The sequence below is a fragment of the Aliidongia dinghuensis genome (assembly GCF_014643535.1).
GTDB lineage: Bacteria > Pseudomonadota > Alphaproteobacteria > ATCC43930 > CGMCC-115725 > Aliidongia > Aliidongia dinghuensis.
On the sequence record NZ_BMJQ01000004.1, the window covers coordinates 236270 to 261287 of the forward strand.

Annotated in this window: 26 protein-coding genes and 3 tRNA genes; 11 read left to right on the plus strand and 18 right to left on the minus strand. The window is 65.2% G+C overall.

Annotation, left to right across the window (positions count from 1 at the left end; all coding sequences use genetic code 11):
* Positions 1-120: 120 nt before the first annotated feature.
* The 3 genes from IEY58_RS09320 to IEY58_RS09330 form a co-directional block, all read right to left on the minus strand.
* Positions 121-606 carry a DUF1579 domain-containing protein gene (locus tag IEY58_RS09320; protein ID WP_189044912.1) on the minus strand — a complete coding sequence of 162 codons (486 nt, stop codon included), beginning with the start codon at positions 604-606 and terminating at the stop codon, positions 121-123.
* Between the two features lie 603 nt (positions 607-1209).
* Positions 1210-1554 carry a hypothetical protein gene (locus IEY58_RS09325; RefSeq protein ID WP_189044914.1) on the minus strand — a complete coding sequence of 115 codons (345 nt, stop codon included), beginning with the start codon at positions 1552-1554 and terminating at the stop codon, positions 1210-1212.
* A gap of 332 nt (positions 1555-1886) precedes the next feature.
* Positions 1887-2363: a MarR family winged helix-turn-helix transcriptional regulator gene (locus IEY58_RS09330; protein WP_189044916.1), complete on the minus strand. Its 477-nt coding sequence runs from the start codon at positions 2361-2363 to the stop codon at positions 1887-1889.
* Between the two features lie 72 nt (positions 2364-2435).
* On the opposite strand from IEY58_RS09330, the gene IEY58_RS09335 reads away from it, so the two are divergent.
* Together IEY58_RS09335 and IEY58_RS09340 are read left to right on the plus strand one after the other, a co-directional pair.
* Positions 2436-3170, plus strand: a complete 735-nt coding sequence (locus IEY58_RS09335) for a DUF899 domain-containing protein (RefSeq protein ID WP_189044918.1) — start codon at positions 2436-2438, stop codon at positions 3168-3170.
* A gap of 20 nt (positions 3171-3190) precedes the next feature.
* Entirely contained in the window at positions 3191-3973 is a 783-nt protein-coding gene (locus IEY58_RS09340) for a VOC family protein (protein ID WP_189044919.1), read from the plus strand.
* 73 nt (positions 3974-4046) lie between these two features.
* Here the strand turns inward: IEY58_RS09340 and IEY58_RS09345 are convergent, their stop codons facing one another.
* Entirely contained in the window at positions 4047-4967 is a 921-nt protein-coding gene (locus tag IEY58_RS09345; RefSeq protein ID WP_189044921.1) for a LysR family transcriptional regulator, read from the minus strand.
* A 144-nt stretch (positions 4968-5111) separates the two neighbouring features.
* Between IEY58_RS09345 and IEY58_RS09350 the strand changes: the two genes are divergently transcribed.
* On the plus strand, positions 5112-6473 hold the full coding sequence (locus IEY58_RS09350) for an MFS transporter (RefSeq protein ID WP_189044923.1): 1362 nt from the start codon (positions 5112-5114) through the stop codon (positions 6471-6473).
* 250 nt (positions 6474-6723) lie between these two features.
* Here IEY58_RS09350 and IEY58_RS09355 read toward each other — a convergent pair whose 3' ends face one another.
* The 5 genes from IEY58_RS09355 to IEY58_RS09375 form a co-directional block, all read right to left on the minus strand.
* Positions 6724-7263 carry a hypothetical protein gene (locus IEY58_RS09355; protein ID WP_189044925.1) on the minus strand — a complete coding sequence of 180 codons (540 nt, stop codon included), beginning with the start codon at positions 7261-7263 and terminating at the stop codon, positions 6724-6726.
* A gap of 285 nt (positions 7264-7548) precedes the next feature.
* A tRNA-Arg gene (locus IEY58_RS09360) sits at positions 7549-7625 on the minus strand.
* Positions 7626-7666: 41 nt separating this feature from the next.
* On the minus strand, positions 7667-7963 hold the full coding sequence (locus IEY58_RS09365; protein WP_189044927.1) for an ETC complex I subunit: 297 nt from the start codon (positions 7961-7963) through the stop codon (positions 7667-7669).
* A 92-nt stretch (positions 7964-8055) separates the two neighbouring features.
* Positions 8056-8132 (minus strand) — tRNA-Pro (locus tag IEY58_RS09370).
* Positions 8133-8324: 192 nt separating this feature from the next.
* On the minus strand, positions 8325-8801 hold the full coding sequence (locus IEY58_RS09375) for a helix-turn-helix domain-containing protein (RefSeq protein WP_229743606.1): 477 nt from the start codon (positions 8799-8801) through the stop codon (positions 8325-8327).
* An 815-nt stretch (positions 8802-9616) separates the two neighbouring features.
* Here IEY58_RS09375 and IEY58_RS09380 point away from each other — a divergent pair.
* From IEY58_RS09380 to IEY58_RS09405, 6 genes are all read left to right on the plus strand, one after another.
* The gene (locus IEY58_RS09380) at positions 9617-10636 is read left to right on the plus strand and encodes an amino acid ABC transporter substrate-binding protein (protein WP_189044929.1); all 1020 of its coding nucleotides are present in this window, start codon (positions 9617-9619) and stop codon (positions 10634-10636) included.
* 112 nt (positions 10637-10748) lie between these two features.
* Positions 10749-11948, plus strand: a complete 1200-nt coding sequence (locus IEY58_RS09385; RefSeq protein WP_189044931.1) for an amino acid ABC transporter permease — start codon at positions 10749-10751, stop codon at positions 11946-11948.
* A 3-nt stretch (positions 11949-11951) separates the two neighbouring features.
* Entirely contained in the window at positions 11952-13043 is a 1092-nt protein-coding gene (locus IEY58_RS09390) for an amino acid ABC transporter permease (RefSeq protein ID WP_189044933.1), read from the plus strand.
* Positions 13044-13057: 14 nt separating this feature from the next.
* Entirely contained in the window at positions 13058-13840 is a 783-nt protein-coding gene (locus IEY58_RS09395) for an amino acid ABC transporter ATP-binding protein (protein WP_189044935.1), read from the plus strand.
* 172 nt (positions 13841-14012) lie between these two features.
* Positions 14013-15242 carry an MFS transporter gene (locus tag IEY58_RS09400; RefSeq protein ID WP_189044936.1) on the plus strand — a complete coding sequence of 410 codons (1230 nt, stop codon included), beginning with the start codon at positions 14013-14015 and terminating at the stop codon, positions 15240-15242.
* Between the two features lie 91 nt (positions 15243-15333).
* Positions 15334-15726 (plus strand): hypothetical protein, encoded by a 393-nt coding sequence (locus IEY58_RS09405; RefSeq protein ID WP_229743607.1) that lies wholly within the window; start codon positions 15334-15336, stop codon positions 15724-15726.
* Between the two features lie 40 nt (positions 15727-15766).
* Here the strand turns inward: IEY58_RS09405 and IEY58_RS09410 are convergent, their stop codons facing one another.
* The 4 genes from IEY58_RS09410 to IEY58_RS09425 are packed head-to-tail and all read right to left on the minus strand — an operon-like array spanning position 15767 to position 18098.
* Positions 15767-15982: a hypothetical protein gene (locus tag IEY58_RS09410; RefSeq protein ID WP_189044938.1), complete on the minus strand. Its 216-nt coding sequence runs from the start codon at positions 15980-15982 to the stop codon at positions 15767-15769.
* A gap of 35 nt (positions 15983-16017) precedes the next feature.
* A complete protein-coding gene (locus IEY58_RS09415) occupies positions 16018-16470 on the minus strand; it encodes a hypothetical protein (protein WP_189044940.1) in 453 nt (150 codons plus the stop codon).
* A 13-nt stretch (positions 16471-16483) separates the two neighbouring features.
* The gene (gene sseA, locus IEY58_RS09420; RefSeq protein WP_189044942.1) at positions 16484-17347 is read right to left on the minus strand and encodes a 3-mercaptopyruvate sulfurtransferase; all 864 of its coding nucleotides are present in this window, start codon (positions 17345-17347) and stop codon (positions 16484-16486) included.
* 31 nt (positions 17348-17378) lie between these two features.
* A complete protein-coding gene (locus IEY58_RS09425; RefSeq protein WP_189044944.1) occupies positions 17379-18098 on the minus strand; it encodes an alanyl-tRNA editing protein in 720 nt (239 codons plus the stop codon).
* A 170-nt stretch (positions 18099-18268) separates the two neighbouring features.
* On the opposite strand from IEY58_RS09425, the gene IEY58_RS09430 reads away from it, so the two are divergent.
* Both IEY58_RS09430 and IEY58_RS09435 read left to right on the plus strand, forming a co-directional pair.
* Complete coding sequence (locus IEY58_RS09430; protein WP_189044946.1) at positions 18269-19042, plus strand: substrate-binding periplasmic protein; 774 nt, start codon at positions 18269-18271, stop codon at positions 19040-19042.
* Positions 19039-20781: a methyl-accepting chemotaxis protein gene (locus IEY58_RS09435; protein WP_189044948.1), complete on the plus strand. Its 1743-nt coding sequence runs from the start codon at positions 19039-19041 to the stop codon at positions 20779-20781. Before IEY58_RS09430 ends, IEY58_RS09435 begins: the two co-directional genes overlap by 4 nt.
* Before the next feature lie 50 nt (positions 20782-20831).
* On the opposite strand, the gene IEY58_RS09440 is transcribed toward IEY58_RS09435, so the two are convergent.
* The 5 genes from IEY58_RS09440 to IEY58_RS09460 form a co-directional block, all read right to left on the minus strand.
* The gene (locus IEY58_RS09440; RefSeq protein WP_189044949.1) at positions 20832-21449 is read right to left on the minus strand and encodes an NUDIX domain-containing protein; all 618 of its coding nucleotides are present in this window, start codon (positions 21447-21449) and stop codon (positions 20832-20834) included.
* A 68-nt stretch (positions 21450-21517) separates the two neighbouring features.
* Positions 21518-21859: a hypothetical protein gene (locus tag IEY58_RS09445; protein WP_189044951.1), complete on the minus strand. Its 342-nt coding sequence runs from the start codon at positions 21857-21859 to the stop codon at positions 21518-21520.
* A gap of 68 nt (positions 21860-21927) precedes the next feature.
* Positions 21928-23490, minus strand: coding sequence for a sensor histidine kinase (locus tag IEY58_RS09450; protein WP_189044953.1), 1563 nt, complete (start codon positions 23488-23490; stop codon positions 21928-21930).
* Positions 23483-24265, minus strand: coding sequence for a response regulator transcription factor (locus tag IEY58_RS09455; RefSeq protein ID WP_229743608.1), 783 nt, complete (start codon positions 24263-24265; stop codon positions 23483-23485). Before IEY58_RS09455 ends, IEY58_RS09450 begins: the two co-directional genes overlap by 8 nt.
* A 549-nt stretch (positions 24266-24814) precedes the next feature.
* A tRNA-Asn gene (locus IEY58_RS09460) sits at positions 24815-24889 on the minus strand.
* Positions 24890-25018: the final 129 nt, after the last annotated feature.

Genomic DNA, 25018 nt, shown 5'->3' on the forward strand with positions numbered 1-25018 from the left:
GAAGGCAGGGTTCCTAGCACGAGATGCCGGCCCAGGGCAGGGGCTCCGGTGCAAGCCGGACCGGAGCCCCAGGTAGGGCTCGCCTTCGTCTCCGGTGCCTTCGTTTCTTGAGGCGTTTCTTCAGCCGCGGGTGAAATCCATGATCCAGTTGGTCTCCCAACTGGCGCCGCCATCCGCCGAGAAGGCCTGTTCCCAGCGGCACGCCGTCGTCGAGATCGGCGTCCAGATGAAGCGCACGCGGATCGGCCGGCCCTCGAACAGTTCATCGGCATAGAACGTGCCGATGCCGTTCTCGAACCGCCCGATCATCGGGGTGTCGATGCCGAGGCGGCGGCTGTCGAGCCAGTAAATCGACCAATTGCTCGTCTCGGGATCGAACAGGCGCAGCGTCGCGCCGTTGTAGATGCCGCGCGGCGAGCGAATCTCCGTCTCGTCGAAATTGCCGAGGCCGCCCAGGATCTTGCGCATGCCGATCCGGCCGTCGAACTCGAACCATTCCGTATCGCCGGCCAGGCGGTTGCGCAGTTGGCGGTGATGGACCGCCCAATCGCCGGCGAAGAAGTCGAAATCATGGATGCCGCCGGCGGCGGTTGTGGCTTGCGACATGGCATTCTCCCTCGTGCCCGATGCGATGAGCGGAGAATGCGCGCCGTTACCTGCCAGCGAATGTCAGGTATCGACCGGCCGCGGTCGAAATATTCGGCGGGCGAGGGGCGCGACCTAATCGGCGGCGAAATTAATGTCTTGGAGGGGTGGATTGCGGATGGTCTGCTTTACGCTCCGAATAGGCTGAAGCGGACACTGGCTGAATGCTAGTCTTGGCGAGCGCTTAACTTACACACCGTGGTTTAAAAAACAGAGACGTGGCTTGCGCCTTTCGCCGATAGATCAAGTGGGAATAAAGCATGCTCGCGCGAGTGATCTCTGCCTTCGTGATAATAGTCGGTCTCCAGACGATTTTTCACGGCCTGTTAAACGGCATCATCCGCAGGAAAATTCGTGACCGATTTCGTCAAAAGACACCATACGTCACTGGCTCGCATGCCGTGCTGCTGGGGACACTCACAATGATAGCCGGGGTATTTTTTACCTTAACCGGCCTCTTCATGATCATGCACAAATCTTAATTTAGGCACCTAAGCTCCCCTTCCTGACGTACTGGACGCTGCGCAAGGTCGGCTCAGGGTGGTTTTGACATGCGAACTGCCTTCAAAACTTCGGCTTAAGAAGTTTCTCGAAATCCCGATAAATTTCGTAGAAATCATTGCTCATTTCACTATCTAATTGGCTCATTCTAATTTCTAATTCGGACGTATCTCCACTATCACTGTTTTCAATTTTATGCGTTACATCTGACCAGTTCCAAAATTTGTACGTAAATGAAATCATTTTTCTATAAAGCGCATTATCGACGATGAACCTAGCTTGATATATTTGGCCTCTCATCATCAGAAATTCGTCATCAGTAGTTTTCTCCCTGTTAGCAACTCTTCTAGACAATTTATAAAGAATTTCGAACTTCTCTAATCTGCGTTCATACAGATCATAGCGCACTTTTCGCGCGCTATCTTCATTTGTTGCCAAGCGATAATGCCGCCGACGATGGTTAGTGCGGCTAGGATGAGTGGTTGAACGATGCTGATGTATTGTTGTATTTGCCAGATTTGCATCGGTGTAAGTGCGTTCAACATTCGTAATTTCCTGTTACCTCGGACCCAACTTTTTGGTGAATGCTTTTCGGCCCGTGGCCTGAGACTTGCGTCTGGTCAATGTGATGCACCAAAGCGCTGCGGGCAACGGCTGCTTCCGAGGAAGAGGAGTGCCATACCAGATGACGATATTGGGTCGGAAACAGTCACCGTTCTAAACCCGATTGAGCCTCGACCCTAAGCGAGCGCTTTGAGATCGCGCCTGAGACGGTCGGGGGCGCCGTCGGGCAATTGCGCGTCTACGTCCGCGTGGGTCTGCTGCCAGATCGGCACGGCGCGGGCGAGCAGGGCCTGGCCGGCGTCAGTGAGCGTCATGAGCCGGCTGCGCCGATCGGCGGGATCGGCGGTTACGACAATGAGGCCGCGCCGTTCGAGCGGCTTCAGTGCCGCAGTCAAGGTCGTGCGGTCCATGGCGAGCAAGGCTGCGACCGATCCTATGCCGGGCGGCGCCGGCCGGTTCAGCGACATCATGAGCGAGAACTGGCCGTTCGTGAGGCCGAGCGGGCGAAGCGCCTCGTCGAAGCGGCGCGCCAGCGCGCGGGCGGCGCGCTGGACATGCAGGCAGAGGCAGGTGTCGCGCACCAGGAGCGTGGTCTGAAACGGAACGTGCGCCGGTTTAAGGTCGGTCGCGCTCGAGGCGAGGTCGTTTGACATGGCTCAATAATGTTGATATCAACCTATTTAGTCAAGGCATATGCCGAACGAGACGAATGCGAGGAGAGGATCATGCAGGATCATCCGGTCGTATCGCGGGAGGAATGGCTGGCGGCGCGCCGGGCGCTGCTCGTGCACGAGAAGGAGGAAACCCGGCTGCGCGACAAGGTCAATGCGGAGCGTCTGGCGCTGCCCTGGGTCAAGGTGGAAAAGAGCTATGTCTTCGACACGGCCCAAGGCAGGCGGACGCTGGCGGAGTTGTTCGCCGGGCGCAGCCAGCTCATCGTTTATCATTTCATGCTGGGGCCAGGCTGGAAGGCGGGCTGCCCCGGCTGCTCGTTCCTCGCCGATCATCTGGGCGGTGCCTTGCCGCATCTCGAGCATCACGACGTGACGCTGACCGCCGTCTCACGCGCGCCCCTGGCGGAGATCGAGGCTTACAAGCGGCGCATGGGCTGGCGCTTCCCGTGGGTTTCGGCGTTCGAAAACGACTTCAATTTCGACTATCATGTGTCGTTCACCACGGACGAGCTGGCTCGGGGCGAGGTGTTCTACAACTTCACCATGACCCCCTCGGACCGCGCCCATAACGAATTGCCCGGCCTCAGCGCCTTTGTGCGCAACGCGGCCGGTGAGGTTTTCCACACCTACTCGAGCTACGCGCGTGGTCCGGAAGAGCTCATCGGCACCTTGATGATTCTCGATCGCGCGCCCCTGGGCCGCAACGAGACGACGATCATGGATTGGGTTCGCCGCCATGACGAATACGAGGCTGTGCCGCAGGCGACGTCCTGCTGCGCGTCATAATCAACGATGGGGAGAGAAAGATGACTGAACTCAAAGGCAAGTTCATCTGGTACGAGCTGGGCACGACCGACACGGCCGCCGCCGAGGCCTTCTACAAGAAGGTCGTCGGCTGGGGCGCCCAGGATTCCGGTGTCAAGGACGAGGCCGCGCCGGACAAGACCTACACGATCTGGAGCGCCGGCGAGGTGCCGATCGGCGGCCTGATGGCGCTGCCGGCCGAGGCCTGCGCCGCGGGTGCCCGGCCCGGCTGGATCGGCTATATCGGCGTCAAGGACGTGGACGGTTTCGCCGAGCAGGTGAAGCGGGCCGGCGGTGCGGTCGTATTCGGTCCGGCGGATATTCCGACCGTCGGGCGCTTCGCCATCGTGACCGATCCGCAGGGCGCACGGTTCACCCTGTTCAAGGGCCTCTCCGACCAGGAGATGCCGACCCTTCCGCCGGGCACGCCGGGCACCACCGGCTGGCACGAGCTCGTGACCTCCAATTGGCAGGGCGCCTTCGATTTCTATTCCGGCCTGTTCGGTTGGGTGAAGGGCGAGGGCATGGATATGGGGGCCATGGGCACCTATCAGATCTTCCACATCGGCGACATGCCGGCGGGCGGCATGATGACCATGGCCGACCGGCCGCCGTCCTGGGGCTTCTATGTCAACACCGACGCGATCGATGCCGCGGCGGCACGGGTCAGGGACGGCGGCGGGCAGGTCGTCAATGGCCCGATGGAGGTGCCGGGCGGCAGCTGGATCATCAACTGCATCGATCCGCAGGGTGCCGCCTTCGCGCTCGTCGCGCCGAAGCGGTAATTCCTAAGCGCGCATTCAGCTATGGCGGGGCCGGTGCGGTATTGCAGCCGGCCCCGTTCCTTTTACGCGGGCGTCAGGCCGCCTGGCCGAAGCGGCCGACGATGAAGTCGATGAAGCTGCGCAGCTTCGGCGACATGCGGCGGTCGCGCAGGTAGATGAGGTTGAGCGGCCGGATCGGCGGTGTGTAGCCGTGGAGCAGCGGGACGAGCCGGCCGGCCTCGATATCTTCCGACAGCATGATCTCGGGCAGCATGACGATGCCCATGCCGGCAAGTGCTGCCCGGCGCAGGCCCTGGGCGCTGTCGACCTGCATCCGCCCGGCGATCGGCATGCTGATCTCGCCCCAGGACTCGCCCACCGGCCCGGTCATGCGCCAGACCGCCTGCGCCGAGCGCCATTCGGAGCGCGAGGAATAGGTGTAGGCGAGGCACTCGTGCCGGGCCAGATCCTCCGGCCTGAGCGGCTCGCCGCGCTCAGCCAGATAGCGGGGCGCCGCGCAGATCATCAGCTTGTAGGCGGCGAGCGGGCGCGCGACCAAGTCCGAGCCCTGCAGGCTGCCGATGCGGATCGCCGCCTCGAAGCCGTCCTCGGCGAGGTCCACCACCGTGTCGGTGATCACCACGTCGAGGTTGATCTTGGGATAGAGCGCCGCATAGTCGGCGAGCGCCGGCATCAGGCGCTCGGTGCCGAAGGCGGCTGACGCCGTGATGCGGAGCCGCCCCTTCGGCTGTGCGTGCGCTTCCTGCGCCAGCGAATCGGCATCCTCGACCAGCCGCAGGATCTCGACGCAGCGGTCATAGTAGGTCTGGCCGAACTCGGTCAGATGCTGCCGGCGTGTCGTCCGGTTCAGGAGGCGCGTGCCGAGCCGGTCCTCCAGCGCCTGCAGATGGTTGCCGACCATGGTCGGCGACAGGTCGCACGCAGCCGCTGCAGCGGTCAGGCTGCCGCTGTCGACGGTCCGAACGAAGACGCCCATGGCCTTCAGCACGTCCATTGCCAAGTTTTCCTGGGAAGTGATCGAAGGTTTGGCCAGTTTATCAATCATCTATGGGGCAATACATAGAAACCGGCATCACCGGCGCGCATTGGAAGGGCGAGGCCGCGTGCCCCTCATTCGATAATGCCGGGATCCGCATCCATGCTGCTTGCCAAGCCTGCCGCTTCCTTCTCGCCGGCCCTGACGCTCGCCGGCACCAGCCTCGGCTTCGTCCTGGTCATCCTCGACGTCACCGTCGTCAACGTGGCGCTGGCCCGGATCGAGGCGACGCTCGGCACCGGCGTCGCCGGCCTGCAATGGGTGGTCAACGCCTATACGCTGGTGTTCGCAAGCCTGCTATTGACGGGCGGCGCGCTCGGCGACCGGCTCGGCGCCAAGCGCGTGTTCATTGCCGGCTTCGTGCTCTTCACCGCGGCGTCGGTCGCCTGCGGGTGTGCCACCAGCATCGGGGCCCTGGTCGGCGCACGCATCGTCCAGGGCATCGGCGCGGCACTTTGCGTGCCGGCGTCGCTGGCATTGCTGAACGCCTGCTTCCCGGAGGCGGCGGCCCGGGCGCGGGCGGTCAGCATCTGGGCCGGCGCCGGTGGTGCCGCCATGGCGGCCGGGCCGGTCGTGGGCGGTCTCCTGGTCGATCGGCTGGGCTGGCCCAGCATCTTTTTTCTCAACCTGCCGCTGGGACTTGTCGGCATCTGGCTCACCGCCGGTTTCACGCCGCCGGCGCCGCAGCGACGCGGCCGCGGCCTCGATCCTCTGGGCCAGATCCTGGCGATCGGCGCGCTCGGCGGCTTCACCGTCGCCTGCATCGAGAGCGGACCGCTTGGCTGGCAGCACCCGCTGGTCGTTTCGGGACTGGTCTGCTTCGTGCTGGGCGCCGCCCTGTTCCTGCGTGTCGAGGCCACCTCTGCCGATCCGATGCTGCCGCTAAGCTTGTTCCGCTCGCGCGCCGTGAGCGTCGCCTGCCTGGTCGGGCTGCTCGCCAACTTTGCCTATTATGGGCTTATGTTCGTGCTGAGCCTGTTCTTCCAGTCGGCGAAGGGCTACTCGCCGCTCGCAACCGGGCTCGCTTTCCTGCCCATGACGGCGCTCATCACCGTCGCCAACCTCGTGGCCGGGCGCCTGACCGCGCGCTTCGGGCCGAAGCCGGCCATGGTCGCGGGGCAGGCGCTGGCGGCGGTGGGCTATCTGGCTCTCGCCGGCATCGCGGTTGAAACTTCCTACGCGGCCATCGTCGGCCCGCTGCTCGCGGCCGGCGTCGGCGTGGCGCTGGTCGTGCCGTCGATGACGGCCGCCGTGCTCGGCAATGTCGCGCGCGAGCGTGCCGGCGTCGCCTCGGGCGTGCTCAACGCCGCGCGCCAGACCGGCGGCGTCGCCGGCGTCGGCCTGTTCGGCTCGCTCGTCGGCGGGCCGCCGGACACGCTCCTCGGCGGCATGCACCTGGCGCTCGTGCTCGCGGGGGCGGCGCTGCTTGTCGGCTGCGCCGCGAGCCTGACGCTGCGGCGATGAGTCGGGGGCCGGGGCCGGGCCGGCCTGGAATGCCAACGCGGTAACGAGCCGTTGGCGCGCGCGGTGCGGCAGTTCATCTACCGCCGTTGTATGAGGTCGCAGTGACAGTGGCGCTTCCGTTTGATCGCCACGCGTCAATCCCACGGATCAGGCGGCACAGGTTCGCTGGGCGCCGGTACCGGCGGCTGAAGGGGCTCGGAATCATCTGGTTCGGGACGCGGTTTCGGACCAAGCGTCATCTCGAATACTCCTATGGCAGCCACCAGTTCGAACGGTCTACGCGTTGTTTTATCGCGTTTTGAATGGCTCGCTCTTGCTCAATGGGCAGCTTAGGTGGGTCTTTGGGATTGGCTCTCTGGCGTGCGTCTCGTAGTCTCTGCGCTCTCGTCTCGAAGGTTTTTGTCCATTGTTGCTTTATATTTATATCATCAATCAAAAATCTATATTCCATGGCTAGATGATCATAACTCTCGACGGTCTTGTCGGCATATTGAATTATTTCATCCCAATGATAGACCTTTCTGGCGGCCGTGAGCCCAGCTCCCAGTACCGTGAGTGGTGCACACACCCACGCTAGCCATGACAAATGCCCTACTATCCCTACAAACCCTGTAGCGCCGCTTGCTGATCCGCTTAGGGCGATAACTAAATTAAGCGGTTTCACCCAGTGGTTTCGGCTGTTTCTGATATGTCTGAAGTAGTCTTGAGTGTATAAGACTTCGAGATAGGCGTAGTGTATTTGCTTAACTTGCTGCCGTGATGGGTTTTGTACTGCGCCAATATCGGACACCGTAGCACCTTCTTGTCGGCAATGAGTATCGCGCTATGGTAGCGAAAATCTTCATGTGTTGCACGCGTTAGGGGTGCCTGGTTCACAGAGTTGGTTGTTAAACTGTGTCTCCAGGGCGGAGCCCATCGACCGGAACCTTGATGCGGACGCGAATCGGATAGAGCCGCTCGGCCTCCGAGGAAAGCGCAGCTGGCGCGACAGCCGCCCCATGCGGGACACGAGTCGTACGAACGGGTGCGGCGGACAGAGCCGCTACACCTGGATTGTCTCGTGATTCGGGAAAAATGGCGCGCCCTACTGGATTCGAACCAGTGACCCTCGGCTTAGAAGGCCGATGCTCTATCCAGCTGAGCTAAGGGCGCCCCGGAAAGCGATATCGCGCGGTGATCGACTGGACGCCGCGTCAGCGGATCCGGTCGAAACGGAAATTGTCGGCGTAGGCCTTGGGCTTGAGGTGCTTCTGCTGCGGCTGCTCGATCGTATAGGCGAGGCTGTGCTTGTCGGCGTAGGCCACCGCCTCCTCGAGCGTATCGAACTTGAGGCGGATCTGGTTCAGCGTGTCGGCCGCGGCGATCCAGCCCATCAGCGGCTCGGCCTGGCGCTTGGTCGCCGTCTCGAACTCGAGAACCCAATGCTTGGTCTTGGCCGTCCCGGACGACATCGCGGTCTTGGCGGGGCGGAGGATGCGGGCGAGCGCCATGGGTTCTGAAACTCCGTCGTCTGAATGCCGGCCATCTAAACACGGGCCTTGGAGACCGCGGCGCGAGCGCCGGATGGCCAAGCGACACCGAATGGTCGGGGCGAGAGGATTCGAACCTCCGACATCTTGCTCCCAAAGCAAGCGCTCTACCAGGCTGAGCCACGCCCCGGCCGTTCCGGACGGAAAGGGATTTAGAGGTTTCCGCGGCCGCGCGCAACTGATCACGGCTGCAGAGCGGGTCTGCCAAGTGCCCGAGGGGTGCAGCGTGGAGGGCTCGCGCGGCGAGAAGGCAGGCGGGCGAGAGGGACCGGCGCCGCGCGGCAGCCGGCCCTTCGCGACGGACCGAACGGTCCGGTCTGGCTTACTTGGCGCTCTTCGCCAGGGTCTTCAGCAGGTTGAGCGCGGCGTTGCGCTGCTTGTCGTCGTCGATCGCATAGAAGGCGCGAACCAGCTCGACGGTCTTGCGCTTCTTCATGAGATCGCTCGGCACCTCGTCCGCCTCAACAGCGGCCTCGTACGCTTCCTGCGCTGCTTCCGGCCCGCCCTCGACGTCGACAGTCTCGAAGAAGTAGGAGACCGGCACATGCAGGATCATGGCGAGCTGATAGAGGCGCGAGGCGCTGATGCGATTCGTGCCGTGCTCGTATTTCTGGAGCTGCTGGAAGGTCAGGCCGATGACCTTGGAGACCGCTTCCTGGGACAGGCCGAGCAGGATACGGCGGAGCCGGACCTGCGCGCCAACGGCGGAATCGATCGCTTTCAGCTGCTCGGTCGACAGCTGACCGCGGATCTGGCTGCGAGCGGCACTCGCCGCATTGGGGTGGGAGGAGCGTGCCACGAGATATCCTCTGGGAGTTGAAGTTTCGCTCGACAATAACAATAGGTACTGCCGGCCTGTAAAAAAAGAGCTTATTATAACAAAAGCTATGCAAATCTTGGATCCGGCGAACGCGCGGCCGGTGATGGCGACCCTTTGGCGCAGTTTCTCGCCAGGGACGTTATGGCGAATCGGGGCGGATTCGCTGTCCGCGCCCGCTCAGAGTGCGGCGACATTCTTCCGCTCTCGGCGAAGTGGCGTCTAGATCACCACGCAACACTAGCGAAACGCCCGACAGTTCAGTTGGTTCAATGTGGTTTCTAAGTATTTGTGATTGCCGTCGTTGGAAGTTGTGTTCCCGGATTGTGCCCTCGCCGTTGCCGCGCCGAGCGGGCGCGTGGGCGGGACGCAACTCGACGGCGAACAACCTTGGGGCGCTGGTGAGAAGCGCTCAGCGGCGGTGTCGCCACCCACGTCCGTGCGAAACGGAACACGGCGCCGCATCCACCCGGGCCGACCCCGTCCCGTTGTGGCGGCGACGCTAGCTCGCGATTGCGGCGAATGTTGGGCGCGGCGCCACGACTACCGGCACGAGGGGCTCGCTTCGGCCGCTCGCCATCGTTGCGGGCGTAACGAAAGGCGTGGTTTTTCCGCGCTCTCCGCCGTTGCGGCGACGCCCGGCCCTATGCTAGCGTCCGCACGGTTCCGAGCCAAAACCGGGTCAAACGGCACGACAGTTGCTGAGACTCGGGATAGACGAAGCAATCGTTGGCCGGGCAGGGAAGCTCTGGGGACTTTGAGGATCTTTTCAATTGCAACATTTCGGGGGTAGGTCGATGAAGCGGATATTGGCTTCTGCCGTATTCACGCTGGCGCTGGGAGTAGCCGCGTCTGCCGAGGCGGGTCAGACGCTCGACAACATCAAGAGCAAAGGCGTCCTCACCTGTGGCGTGAACGAAGGCACCGCGGGTTTCGGCCTGGCTGACAGCACCGGCAAGTACACCGGCCTCGACATCGACGTCTGCAAGGCGGTCGCGACCGCGATCTTGGGCTCGCCCGACAAGATCAAGTTCGTCCCGCTCTCGGCGCCGCAGCGCTTCACCGCGCTGCAGTCCGGCGAAGTCGACATCCTGTCGCGCAACACGACCTGGACGCTGACGCGCGAGGCCGACCTCGGCCTGCTGTTCGGCCCGGTCACCTTCTATGACGGCCAGGGCTTCCTCGTGAAGAAGTCGCTGAACGTCAAGAGCGCGAAGCAGCTCTCCGGCGCCACCGTCTGCGTGCAGCCGGGCACCACGACCGAGCTCAACCTTGCCGACTACTTCCGCGCCAACAAGATGGAGCTGAAGCCGGTCGTGATCGAGAAGCTCGACGAGGTCGAGAACGCGTTCTTCTCGGGCCGCTGCGACGCCTACACCACGGACTCGTCCGGCCTCGCCGGCACGCGCGTCACCAAGGCGCAGAAGCCGGATGACTACATCATCCTGCCCGAGCTGATTTCGAAGGAGCCACTGGCCCCGGCCGTGCGCCAGGGCGACGACCAGTTCTACGACATCATGCGCTGGAGCGTGTTCGCCCTCCTCCAGGCCGAGGAAAAGGGCATCACGTCCCAGAACGTCGACCAGATGCTGAAGAGCGAAGATCCGGACATCAAGCGCTTCCTCGGCGTGACACCCGGCAACGGCAAGGCGCTCGGTCTCGACGAGAAATGGGCCTATAACATCATCAAGTCCGTCGGCAATTACGGCGAGATCTTCGACCGGAACGTCGGCAAGAACAGCCCGCTCAAGCTCGAGCGGGGCTTGAACGACCTGTGGACGACCGGCGGCCTGATGTATGCGCCGCCGCCGCGCTAAGGAACCGTTCCATATGAGGCACCCCGCCGCCGGCCATGCGGCGGCGGGGCAGCCTTCGAAGATCGTTGCATCGTCGCGATGCACTCGTAAGCCGTGACGAGGCGGTAAGCTGATGGCAACTTCCGGGGCAACTGGGCGGTCGGCGACCGCGCGGTCGAGCGACAGCAAAATCTGGAACAACCCGACGGTTCGCGGGGTGTTCTGGCAGATCGTGATGGTGGTGGTCGTCGTCGGCAGCGTCGCCTATCTCGCCAACAACGCGATCAGCAACCTTGAGCGCCAGCACATCGCGAGCGGCTTCGGCTTCCTCAGTCGCGAAGCCGGCTTCGACATTTCCGAAAAGCTGATCGATTACGACCCGTCCTACACGTACCGGGACGCGTTCCTCGTCGGGCTCCTGAACACGTTCGAGGTCGCCGGCCTCGGCATCGTGCTCGCGACCATCCTCGGCACGCTGATCGGCATTGCGCGCCTGTCCAAGAACTGGCTCCTGAGCCGGCTCGCCCAGTTCTACGTCGAGCTGTGGCGCAATATCCCGCTCCTGCTGCAGCTGTTCTTCTGGTACGCGATCCTGCACGTCACGGCGCCGGGCCCGCGCGATGCGTGGCATCCGCTGCCGGGCGTCTTTCTGTCCAACCGCGGTCTCATGTTCCCGGTGCCGTCGGCCGACCCGACCCACAAATACATCTGGATCGCGTTCTTCGTCGCGATCATCGCGACCGTGTTGCTCGACTGGTGGGGGCGCAAGCGGCAGGAGACGACCGGCCAGCCGTTCCCGATCATCGGTGCCGCCGCGGGGCTCATCATCGGCTTGCCGGTCCTGGTGTTCCTGCTGACCGGCCTGCACTTGCAGCCCGACCTGCCGGAGCTCAAGGGCTTCAACTTCGCCGGCGGCGCCAGCTTCTCGCCGGAGTTGACGGCGCTCCTCGTCGGCCTCGTGATCTATACCGCGTCCTACATGGCGGAGATCGTGCGCAGCGGCATCCTGGCGGTGAGCCACGGCCAGACCGAGGCCGCGGGCGCGCTCGGCCTCCGCGGCGGCCTGATCCTGCGGCTCGTGGTACTCCCTCAGGCCTTGCGCATCATCATCCCGCCGATGACGAGCCAGTATCTGAACCTGACCAAGAACTCGACGCTTGCGGTCGCGATCGGTTTTCCCGACCTGGTGTTCGTCGCGAATACGCAGATGAACCAGACGGGTCAGGCGATCGAGGGCATCTCGATCATCATGGCGACCTACCTCGCCATCAGCCTGTCGATCTCGCTGCTGATGAACATCTACAACGCGCGCATCGCGCTCAAGGGGCGCTGAGCCATGGCCACGACGACCGCGGTTCCGGCATCGGGCCCGACGGCCGGGCGCCTCGTGCCCTGGCTCAAGGCCAACCTGTTCAACTCTGTCGGCAACAGCATCATCACCATCGTGCTCGCGGTGCTGCTGTTCTGGATCCTCAAGGGCCTCGTCCAGTGGGGCATCATCGACGCGGTCTGGTCGGCCCCCAACATGCGCGCCTGCCAGGCGGCGGGGACGGGCGCCTGCTGGGCGTTCGTCGGCGAGAAATGGCGCTTCATCCTGTTCGGCCGCTATCCGTTCGAGCTGCAATGGCGCCCGGCGCTCGTGACGCTCATGCTGTTCGCCATCACCGGGGCCTCCTTCGTGCCGAAGCTCTGGCGGCGCGAGACTGCGTATGCCTGGGTGGCCGTGCTCGCGGTCTCGACCGTGCTCATGTATGGCGGCATCCTCGGCCTCGAATATGTGCCGAGCGACCTGTGGAGCGGCTTGCCGCTGACGCTGATCCTGTCGCTCCTCAGCATGATCCTGGGCTTCCCGCTCGCCGTGCTGCTGGCGCTCGGCCGGCGCTCGAACCTGCCGGTGGTGAAGCTGTTCTGCACGGCGGCAATAGAGATCATGCGCGGCGTGCCGCTCATCACCGTACTGTTCATGGCGAGCTTGATGCTGCCGCTGTTCCTGCCGCCGGGCTTCACCGTCGACAAGCAGTTGCGCGCCCTCGTCGCGATCACGCTGTTCCTCGCCGCCTACCAGGCCGAGGATGTGCGCGCCGGCCTGCTGGCGCTGCCCAAGGGCCAGTTCGAGGCGGCGGATGCGCTGGGCCTGAGCTACTGGCGCAAGACGAAGTCGATCGTCCTGCCGCAGGCAATCACCATCGTGATCCCGCCGCTGGTCGGCAATCTGATCGGCAATTTCAAGAACACGTCGCTCGTCTCGATCATCAGCCTGCTCGATCTGATGCAGACGACCCAAGTCGCCCTCATCGATCCGAACTGGCGCGGCCTCACGAGCGAGGCCTATCTGTTCCTCGCCGCCATCTACTTTGTCGCCTGCTTTGCCATGTCGCGCTACAGCCAGTGGCTCGAACGTCGTCTCAACAAGGGCAAGCGCCGCTAGGAGTCTGAAACGCCATGTCTGAAGCCGCCGCCACCGCACCTGCCACTGCGTCCAAGCTCGGGGCGCCGATCATCGAGATGCGCGACGTCAACAAGTGGTACGGCGAGTTCCACGTGCTGCGGAACGTCAACCTGACGGTGCGCAAGGGCGAGCGCGTCGTGGTCTGCGGCCCCTCGGGCTCCGGCAAGTCGACGGCGATCCGCTGCATCAACCGGCTGGAAGAGCACCAGAAGGGCCAGATCATCGTCGACGGCATCGAGCTTACCGCGAACCTCAAGAACATCGAGGCGATCCGGCGCGAGGTCGGCATGGTGTTCCAGCAGTTCAACCTGTTCCCGCACCTGACCGTGCTCGAGAACCTGACGCTGGCGCCGATCTGGGTGCGCAAGGTGCCGAAGAAGGAGGCGGAGGAGACCGCCATGTACTACCTGAACCGGGTGCGCATCCCGGAACAGGCGAACAAGTACCCGGGCCAGCTGTCGGGCGGCCAGCAGCAGCGCGTCGCGATCGCGCGCTCGCTGTGCATGAAGCCCAACATCATGCTGTTCGACGAGCCGACCTCGGCGCTCGATCCGGAAATGGTCAAGGAAGTGCTGGACGTGATGGTCGGCCTCGCCAACGAAGGCATGACCATGATCTGCGTCACCCACGAGATGGGCTTCGCCCGCACCGTCGCCGACACGATGGTGTTCATGGATCGCGGCGAAGTGGTCGAGACCTCGGCGCCGCAGGAGTTCTTCGCTCAGCCGAAGAGCGAGCGCACGCGCGCTTTCCTCGGCCAGATCCTGCATCACTAAGCTTCGCGCGCTTACAACGAACGCCGGCCCGGGGATACCCGCGGCCGGCGTTTTTGTTGGCTGCATGACTAGGTTCCGCGACCCGGCATCCGATATCAGGCGAGGATCGCGCTGGTTCGGCGTTGGCTGAAACGGCACGCCGAAATTGCGCTTCTCGCGGAGGATGGCCGGAATGTTGATCCTGTCGGAGCTGAAGACTCTCACGCCCAGTCAACGCAACGCCTTCGTCGCGAGCTTCCTCGGCTGGACGCTCGACGCTTTCGACTTCTTCCTGATGTCGTTCACGCTCGGCGCGATTGCCGAGGATTTTGGCGTCCAGGTGACGGCGGTGGCGTTCGCGATCACGCTGACGCTCGCCTGCCGGCCGATCGGCGCCTTCATCTTCGGGCGGCTCGCCGACCGGTTCGGGCGCCGGCCGGTGCTGATGGTCGACATCCTGCTGTTCGCGGTGCTGGAGATCGGCTCGGCCTTCTCGCCCAACCTCATCGTTTTCCTGGTGCTGCGCGCGCTGTTCGGCATCGCGATGGGCGGCGAATGGGGCATCGGCGCCTCGCTCACGTTCGAGAGCATTCCGGAGCGCACGCGCGGTGCGGTCTCCGGCATCCTGCAGCAAGGCTACGCCTGCGGCTTCCTGCTCGCGTCTGTGGTCAACTGGGCGCTGTTCGAGCTCATCGGCTGGCGCGGCATGTTCGTGATCGGCGTCGTCCCGGCGCTGCTCGTCATCTATATCCGGATGTTCGTCGAGGAATCGCCGGTCTGGCAGAAGGGCGAGCACACGAGCGCCCGGCTCGGCTTCTTCGAGGCGATGCGCGGGCACTGGAAGCTCGCCGGCTATGTCATCGTGCTGATGACCGCCTTCAACTTCTTCAGCCACGGCACGCAGGATCTTTATCCCGAATTCCTGCGGACGACCCACCAGTTCGACAACGCCGCCGTCTCGCTCTTGACCATCGTCGCCAATGTCGGCGCCATCGTCGGTGGCGTCGCGTTCGGCGCCTGGTCGGAACGGATCGGCCGGCGCCGGGCGATCATCCTGGCCGTGCTGCTGGCGTTGCCGGTCCTGCCGCTCTGGGCGTTCAGCACGACGCCGCTCTGGGTCGGCACCGGCGCGTTCCTCATGCAGATCTCGGTGCAGGGCGCCTGGGGCATCGTGCCGACGCACTTGAACGAGCTGTCGCCGGACGCGGTGCGCGGCACCTTCCCAGGCCTCATGTATCAGCTGGGCAACCTGCTGGCCGCGATCAACGCGACCTTCCAGGCTTGGCTCGCGGTGCAGTTCGACGGCAACTACGCGATCCCACTCGCGCTCGTCGCGGGCGTGGTCGCGATCGTCATCGTCATCCTGGCCGCAGTCGGCGTCGAGAAGAAGGGCGTCGCGTTCGGCACGGCCGCGAGCACTTAGCCGCGGCGTGTTGCTGTCAACGCGATTCCGTTACGCCCCAGAGGTTTCGTTCAGCAGCGCGATCTTGCGGACAGGGATCGGCTCTGCTTGCATGCTGGACACGAAGCCTCGCCGAAAAGGGGATGTCATGAGGATCGCCGTCCGATGCTGTGCCCTTGCGGGGCTTTTCATGTTCGTGGCCACCGGCGCCGTGGCTGCAGGGAAACTGCGGTTCTGGAACCAGACGACCAGCACGATTGTCGAGCTCTATCTTGCTCCAGCCGGCACGGAGAAATGGGGACCGAACCAGTGCGAGAACGACAAGGATAAGGCCGTCGATGGCGATGAACGGCTGCAGCTGACCGGCGTGGCCGCCGGTCGGTACGACGTGAAGCTGGTCGAAAAGTCGGGACGGCGCTGCCTTGTCCGCGACGTCGAGCTCAAGGCGGACGGGCCTTACGCCTTTGCCCTCGCGGAAGAGGATCTCAAGGACTGCAAACCGTAACGCGCCGCCCCGGCTTCAAGGCGTTAGAAGTTCGCGAGCGCTAGCGGCCCCTGGTCGCGCACCATCGGATGGCGAGCGCGCTCGCATAGGCGGCGGCCGCCGCGACGGCGACCAGCCACCATTCGTGCGGCAGGCCGAACAGGCGGACGGCGGCCTCGGTATAGGCGACCAGCAAAGCCGGGAACCACAGGCCCCAAAGGCCGGGCAGCGTCCGTCTGGGAGCGATGCGCGCGAGCAGGGTGAGCGGGTTATTCATGCCGGTGAAATCTATTTGAAACCGCGCAAGCGCGTTCAAAGGTCCAGTCGCACTGCCGACCAAACAGTTTCGCCTGCTTGATCAGCTAGAATGAAGCGAAGGTCCACTTCCTTCAGTTGAAAAACATGTATTTGTCCCTCTCTGCTGCATCTGACGGCGTCGAAGGGCTGGTGTGAGGTAGCGAGCCGGACATAGCGCCAGGGCGCGGTGTCTTGCTTTGGAACGACGACGAGCTTGGCGTTGGCCTCTAGATCGTGGTCGTCAAACCCGTAACGGCCAAAATGAACGGCCTTCCCTGAACTATGAGCCTCAAATTCGCAGACCTCGCAGACGAGCGTTCTGAATAGAGCCTCTTCAACACGCTCCCAGCTGTCATATTGCTTACCTTCTTGCCAAGGCACCGCCGCGACGTCGAGTACAGGAACAAGCAGGCGGCACGCCTTCGCGAAGTTGAAGACCAGGTCCGAGACGGAAATGGGCGAGGTCATCGCCGGCCGTTCCTCAGCGCCGCGCGGGGCCGGTCTCGACCGGCGTGTCGCCCGGCAGGCCCCATTCGGACCAGGAGCCGTCATAGACCGCGAAATTGCGGTGGCCGATCAGGTGCAGTCCCAGCGCCAGCACGCTTGCCGTGACGCCGGAGCCGCAGGTGGTGACGACCGGCCGGGCGAGGTCGACGCCGGCCGCCTCGAACGCCGCCTTGATTGCCTCGGCCGGCTTCACGAGCCCGGTCGCGGCATCGACCAGGTCCAGATGGTCAAGATTGAGGCTGCCAGGGACATGGCCGGAGCGCAGGCCCGCGCGCGGCTCGGGTGCCGTGCCCTCGAACCGCCCCTTGGCGCGGGCGTCGACCAGCTGGGCTTGCCGGCTCTCGATATTGGCCAGCACCTGGCCCTTGTCGCGCACGAGCAGGCTGTTGAAGCGCGCGGTGAAATGCCGGTCGCGCGGCGGCGGCGGCAGGTCGTCGACCGGGCGCCCCTCGGCCTGCCATTTCTTGAAGCCGCCGTCGAGGATGGCGACGTCCGTGTGGCCGAACACGCGGAAGGTCCACCAGACGCGGGCGGCACCCGGCAGGCTCGAGCCATAGAGCACGATGCGGTTGCCGTCGCCCAGGCCCAGCTGGCGCACACGCGAGGCGAATTTCTCCGGCGACGGCAGCATGTGGGGCAGGGAACTGCCGGTGTCGGCGATCTCGTCGATGTCGAAGAACACGGCGCCCGGGATATGACCGGCCTCGTAATCCTCGTGCGCCGTCGGTGTCACACCCGGCATCTTGAAGCTGGCGTCGACGACCCGGATGTCGGGCGCGCCGAGGCGCTGGGCGAGCCACTCGGTCGAGACCAGCGTCTCGGGATGGGCGTAAGGCATACTCACTCCTCGATTAACCCCGCGAAGGGGATCAGCCTGCGAAGGCGATGTTGATGCGCCGATTCTGGCGCCCCTTGTTCTCGATCTTGGCGACGACGACCGGGCCGATCTCGGCCGTATTGCGAATGTGGGTGCCGCCGCACGGCTGCAGATCGACGCCGACGATGTCGAGCAGGCGCACGCGGCCGGCGCCGGTCGGCGGCTTCACCGACATGGTGCGGATGAGCTCCGGCTGGGCCGCGAGCTCTTCGTCGGTGATCCAGCGCGTCTCGACCGCGTGGCCGCCTTCGATGAGCGCGTTGAGCTTCGCCGTGATCTCGTCCTTGTCGAGACTGTCGCCCGGCACGTCGAAATCGAGCCGCGCCTTGCCGTCGGAGATCTGGCCGCCGGTGACGGAGCCGGGCACGACGGCGCACAAGAGATGCATGCAGCTGTGCATGCGCATCAGCCGATGGCGATAGTCCCAGTCGATCGCGGCCGTGACCGCCGTCCCCGGCGCGGGTGCTGCGGCGCCTTCCTCCAGCAGGTGGAGGACGCTGTCCGGTGTCTCGCCCTTGCGCGTGTCGACGATCGTGAAGACCTGGCCGTCGGCCGTGGTGAGCGTCCCGCGGTCGCCCGGCTGGCCGCCGCCCAGCGGATAGAACACTGTGCGGTCGAGCTCGACCCGATTGCCGTCGACGGCGACGACCGTCGCAGGCGTGCTTCGCAGGTAGGCGTCGTCGCGAAACAACAGCTGGGTAGCCCCTGGCATGGCGCGCGTTTCTCCCCGTTTTTGGCTTCAGAGGTCGAGCGTAGTGAGGCCGTGGTGCGGCTTCAAGAGGTGGCAAGTATCTGCATGGGTTCGATGCAACTGCAACTAACGTCATCGAACTGCAACCCGAACGGAGCATAAGAGGCCGATCGATTCTGCTGGTGGATCGAATGCAAAAGTTGTTAAAGAAGTACTTTTACATCTTTTACGCGTTCTTGCTCTACTCGGCCGTGCGTCCTGCCGTCGCCGAGACCTGGACCATGGTCAGCGAGGACGACGTGCCGCCGTTCGTGTCGATCGAGCAGGGCCGCAAAGTCGGCCTCGACGTCGACCTGATGGGCGCGGTGCTGCACGAGGCCAAGGTCGAAGCCCAGCATCGCGGCGTGCCGTGGAACCGCGTCATGCAGATGCTCGACCGCGGCAAGGCCGATCTCGGTTTCCCCTTCGTCGATACGCCGGCGATCCGCGCGAAATATATCCTGGTCGGCCCTTACCGGAACGGGCGCTCGGCCCTGGCCGGCGTTGCCGGCACCCGCATCGAGTTCAAGGAATTCGGCGATCTCAAGCGCTTCGTCGTCGCGACCGTCCAGGGTTACGCCTACTCGCCCGAATTCGACACGGCGACGGGCCTACGCAAGGACCAGACCGCGACGAGCCAGCTCTTGCTGCTGAAGAAGCTGATCGCCGAGCGCGACGACCTGATCGCCGGCGATGCCGACACGCTGAAGGTGCTGGCCGAGCGTGAAGGGGTCGCCCGCCGCATCGCGTTCCTGCCGCATCTCGTCGAGGAAGGCCCCCGTTACGTCGCGTTCCCGAAGGACCGCGCCGACAAGGCCGACCAGTTCCGCGCGGCGCTCGAACGGGTGCGGGCGCAGGGCGAGCTCGACCAGATCCTCGATCATTGGCGCGACCAGCATGCGGACGCGCCGCAAGTGGGACAATGACGATGCAAGACCTGTCGCCCCCGGCCGAACTCGCGTCGGCCCTGCCGAAAGCCCGCCGCCCGCTGTTCGCCAGGCTCGGCCGCCCCGCTGTCTTGCTCTTCCGTCCCGTTCTTGCCGGCTGGCGCCGGCTGCCGGCGCCGGTGCGCGCGGTTCTCGGCTTCGTGCCGGCCCGGCTTGCCTGGCTCGCCCCGTGGCGGCTCAGCCTGCAGAATCGTGTGCTGGCGACGATCGGCCTGGTCATGACGGTGATCATCATCGCCTCGGCCGTCGTCAACATGCAGACGGCGCAGGAGGAACGGCGGGCGACGCTCGAGGCGCGCGGCAAGCAGCTGGTCCTGATGCAGGCCGAGGCGATGTCGAAGCCGCTCTGGGACATCAACAAGCCCGAGATCGAGGGCATGCTGGCGACGCTCGCCCAGGACCCCGACTTCGCCCATGGCGTCGTGATCGACGCCGACGGCCAGACGGTTGCCGAGCGGGACAAGCCGGGCCCCGGCGGCCGCCTCAAGTTCGGCCTGCCGATCAACTACAAGGACGAGACCCACCAGGAAAATCTCGGGCGGCTCGACCTCATGCTCTCGACCGCGCGGCTCGAGGCGGCCGACGAGGCGACGCTGGTCGATACCATCGGCGTCGCGGTGCTGCTGCTGGTCGCGACCATGGTGGCGGTCTTCCTGGCCTTCCGGCAGATCAGCCGGCCGCTCAACGGCATCACCGGCGCCATGCGCCGGCTTGCCGGCGGTGATCAGGACGCCGCGATCCCGGCGACGCAGCGCCGGGACGTTATCGGCGACATGGCGCGGGCACTCACCGTCTTCCGCGACAACGGCCTGGAACACGAGCGGCTCAAGGCCGAGCAGACGGAGCGTGAGGCGGCCGCCCAGCTCGACCGGCGCCAGACGCTCGAGCGACTGGCCGATGCCTTTCAGGCGAGCGTACTGGGCGTCGTCGAGCGGCTGGGCGAGGCGGTCCAGGCGTTGCGCATCAACGCCCAGGGGCTGAATGCGACGGCCGACGAGACCTCGGCGCAGTCCGCCACGGTCGCCGCCGCGTCCGAGGAAGCCTCGGTCAACGTGCAGACCGTGGCGACGGCGGCCGAGGAGCTCCATGCCTCGATAGCCGAAATCAGCCGGCAGATGGCCGAGGCGAGTGCCATCGCCGCGCGCGCCGTGGCACAGGCCAAGGCGACCGATGCCGCGATGCATGGCCTTGCCGATGGTGCTGAGCGCATCGGCGCCGTGGTGCAGCTGATCCGCGCGATCGCGCACCAGACGAACCTGTTGGCCTTGAACGCGACGATCGAGGCGGCGCGCGCCGGCGAGGCCGGCAAGGGCTTCGCCGTCGTGGCGTCGGAGGTGAAGTCGCTCGCTGTCCAGACGCAGAATGCGACGGGCGATATCCAGGCGCAGATCGACGCGATTCGCGGCGAGACCGGCCGCGCGGTCGACGCGATCCGCGACATCGTCGGCACGATCGGCGACATCAGCGAGATCACCACGGTCGTCGCCGCCGCGGTCGAGCAGCAAGGGGCGGCGACCCAGGAGATCGCCCGGAACGTTCAGGAAGCGGCGCGCGGCACCAACGAGGTCTCGGTCAATATCGTCGGCGTCACCGACGCGGCCGGCAAGACCGGGGCGGCCGCCGGCACCCTGCTCGACGCGGCCGGCGCCTTGGCCGAGCAGTCGCAGCTGCTGCGTGGTGAAGTCGACCGCTTCACCGAGGTCGTGCGGCGCGGCTGATCGCCGAGCCGCCGGCAGGTTCGGGCGCCGGCAGGTCAGGCGCGGGCAGGTCAGGCGCCGCTGCGCAGCCGGTCGCGGTTGAGCGCCAGCCACAGGCCGGCGTGAAGCGTGAACAGATTCGCGATGCGCCCATCGGTCTGCCAGGCGGCGAAGGTGTCATAAGGCTGGACGAGGACACGGATATCCTCGTCCTCCGTCGCGAGCCCATGCAGGCCGCCGGCAGCGCCGGCATCGACGATCGCGCAATAGAGATGGAGACGTTCGGTATTGTAGCCGGGCGAGATGAGGGCGACGGCGATGCGCTCGGGCGCGCCCAGGATGACGCAGCCGGTCTCCTCGCGAACCTCGCGCTCGACCGCGGCAAGCGGCGGTTCGCCGGGATCGATCCGGCCGGCGACGATCTCGACCTGGATGGCGTCCTCGCCGGTCACCGCCGCAGGCAGCCGGAACTGCTCGATCAGCACGACCGCATCGTGCACCGGGTCGTAGAGCAGCACGCCGACGCAATCTGCGCCGACGACGATCTCGCGATCGAGCACGGGCGTCGTGGTGCCGTCGAAGCGGCGATGACGAACCTGATAGCGATCCAGCTTCAGAAAGCCGTCATGGCATCGGTCATGGGCGAGAAGGGTGTACCCTTCGGCGCGGAGGCGGCCGGCATCATCCATCAGATCGCGCTCCCTTGGTGGCTGGCCCAAGGGCACTATTCCTCAACGGGGCTGATATGGACAAGCTCTCAGGCGGCGCGCGCCGGCCGTGACCGATCGATATAGGCGCGCAGCGACGCGGTGGTGAGCGCCAAGGCCGCGGTCGACATCAGGCGCGCGGGGGCATCCGGCAGCACCGCGAGGTCGGGGCGGTAGAGATCGGCGATCCAGCCCACGGCCCGGCCGCGGCCGTCGGTGCGCTGGGCGAGTTGCGCAATCGTCCAGCCCTTGGGCACCAGCATCATTGCCGCATCGAGCGACTGGCTGTAGGGCGCCGAGGCGGTGCCGAGGGCTGTGGCGATGGCATCGTCGAGCTCTGTCGATCCGACGAGGGCAGCCTCGACGAGGGCCAACGTTCGAGGGAGCGACAAGGGACGAGCCTCCAAGGATCCGACGATCATCCTCAAAGGATAGTTGTCACCCGGCCGCCTATCGCGCGTCATTTTTGCGTCAGGGCGCGGCGGATCGGCAGGCGGATCCGGACGAGCAGCCCGGCCGGCATCCGGTTTTCCGCCGTGACGCCGCCGCCCAGCGCCTCGACGTTGCGCCGCACGATCCACAGGCCGACGCCGAAATGGACGCTCTGGTCGCCGTTGTCCGGCAGATCGGGGCGCGAGGAGAAATAGCGGTCGAAGATGCGCGGCAGGTCCTGCGGGGCGACACCCGGGCCGGAGTCGGCGATGGTGAGGTCGGCCCAGTCGCCGACGATGGCAAGGCGCACCTCGATCCTGTCGCCGGACTTGGCGAAGGAAATCGCGTTCTCGATGATGTTCTCGAACACGGTTTCCAGCATCTCGACATTGGCGCGGACCGGCACATGCGCGTCGAGGCTCGCTTCGAGCACGATGCCGCGCTCGTGGAACAGGTCGCTGTGGGCGCCCAGCACCCGCTCCAGGAGCCGGGCGAGGTCGAGCTCGATGCGCGGCATGTCGAGCAGGTCCGCCGTCGCCTCGTCGAGCCGGCGTGAGGAGGCGACGAGCCCGTCGAGCTTGTCGAGCGACCGCTCGATGAGGCCGATCGCCCGATGGCCGCGGGTATTGTCTTCCGGCAGGCTGCGCGCGACCGGCTCCAGTGACTGCCGGATGATGGCGATCGGCGTCTTGAACGCGTGGGCATTGTCCTCGGCGGCACGGCGGATGTCGCGGGCCGAATCCTGCAGCATGTCGACCATCCGGTCGAATTCCTCGGCCACCGTCGCCAGTTCCGGCACCGTGTTGCGTACGAGGAAGCTCGCCCCCTGCACCTCGCGCGCCCGGATCTGGCGCGCCCGCTCGGCGAAGCGGCCGAGGCCACGCCAGATGCTCCAGAAGGTCGTGAAAGTGAGGAGCGCCATCAACAGATAGATGGCGCCGGCGAAACGGATCTCCGGCGAATCGTAATAGGGCCGGCCAAGCGAGAGGCCGGGCAGCGACGACGCCGACAGTGAGGTTACGAGCGCCCAGCAGCCGGAGGTCGACTGAATCGGGATCAGCGAATTCACCACCTCGTCGTGCCCGTCGGGCGCCGTGTAGCGCTGTTCGATCGGTACGTCGCCGCTGCAGCTCTCGTCGAGCCGGCCGAGCACGCCCTGCTGGGCAAGGCTCGCTCGCTCGGCCTCGAGCTCCTCCGACGGTTCGGGCGCCGAGGTCGCGACATAGTAGAAGCCGCCGACGCCGCTCGAGACCGGCCGGAACAAGAGCTTGATCGTGGTCAGCGGATTGGCGAAACGGGAGAGCTCGCGGCCGATCGCCGGCAGGTTGGCCGGTCCCGGCTGGGTCAGGGTCGGGGTGAGGGCGGCCGCAACCGTGTGACCCTGTTCGCGGACGCTCGCGGTCACGAGCGCCCGCTTTTCCTGGTCGGCGGACAGGAACTGCGCATAGATCAGGACCGGGACGATCAGGAAGATCGCGCCGAGAAGGGCAGCTTTCGTCGCGACCCTGAGATGGGGGCGCATGCGATGGCCGGCGCTGCCGGCTTCATAGGACCGCGGCCAGGCCGGTATCGGGTCCTTCGTTTCACTCATTGGCGATCCAGCGATAGCCGAATCCGGCGTAGTTGCCGATACCGTCGAACTCGGGATCGACCTCGCGGAACTTCTTCCGGATCCGCTTGATGAACGTACGCACGTTCGCACGATAGCCTTCAGCACCGTAGCCGGCGACGAAATCCTTGCCATGCACCAGGTCGTAGATGTCGCGGTAATGCACGTCTTCGCCGGCGCGGCTCGCCAGCAGCTGGACGATGTTGAACTCGGTGAGCGTGAGCTCGACGGTCTCGCCGCGCCAGAGCGCGCGGCTCGTGTCGCCGCGCAGCGTGAGTTGGCCATAGTCGGTCGTGCTGAGCCGCTTCGGGTCCTGGTCCGACGTGACGGGCCGCACGCCCTGGGCGATGAGCTTCACGCGCTTCAGAATGATCGACAGCCGGCGCGACTTGTCGATGAAATCGACAGCACCGCCCTCGAGTGCCGCTTCCTCATAGAAATCGTCGCTGAGCGCGGTCAGGAAGATGACCGGGATCGTGATGACGCGCCGGCGGATCTCGCGCAGGACCGCAAGCCCGTCCATGCTCGGCATGCGCCAGTCGAGCAGCAGGACGTCGGCCGTCCCGCCATTGGCGAAGAAGGCAAGCGTATCGGGCCCGTTGGAGAAGCTCGTCACGCTGAATCCCTCATCCTCGAGATTGAGGCCCAGGGACTCGCGGAACAAGTCATCGTCGTCAACGAGGAGGAGGCGCATCGGCTGCATGACGCTCGACAAGGCGCTGGAGGCAGACATCACGTCGCTGATCGGATCGGTCATCACCCTTTACATCGACGAATAGGGCGCGGAGCGCGCCGCTTTTGAGATCTTGATAGAAGTAGACGTCCACGGCGCAGTCGTCGGCAGCATAGCGCCAGACGACGGCGGGCGGCGAATCGGCCTGTGCTTGCGGCGGCCCCAAGCGCGCTTCGACCGCGGATGCCTCGAGCCCGTCGAGCGTGACGACCGTCGGACCGGTGGCGGGCGATGGGGTCGGCGTCGGCGGTATCGTCGGCTCTGGGTGCAACGGTTCGGGCGTGCCGATGGTTGCATTGGCCGGCTCCGACGGCGGCGATGGCTTTCGCTTGGGCACTGGTACCTTGGCCGGCGGCTGGGAGGGCGCCTCGGTAAGGGGCTCGGGCGTCGTGGCCGGCGGGGGTGGGGCAGGCTTGTTTGCGCACCCGGCGACGAGAATGGCGAGGAGAACGGAGACCGCGGTGCGACGGCCCGGCCATACTCTGGCCGGGCGGGTCATGCATTGATGCTTCGCGGTTGAAGCGCAAGGTTCGGGCAGGTGTGGCCTCCGTAGGAAGAGGGCACCGCCGACGATGGCTCCGGGGGTCGGATTCGAACCGACGACCGATCGGTTAACAGCCGATTGCTCTACCGCTGAGCTACCCCGGAACGGTCGGTGCGCCGTTGAGCGCCCGCGGGTTATAGCGACCTCCCCGCGTGGCACCAAGGATTTTTTCCGTCATGCAGGCCGCGTTCGCAACGCATGGCTCGTGGGCTGAGCATTTCTCTCGAATCCGA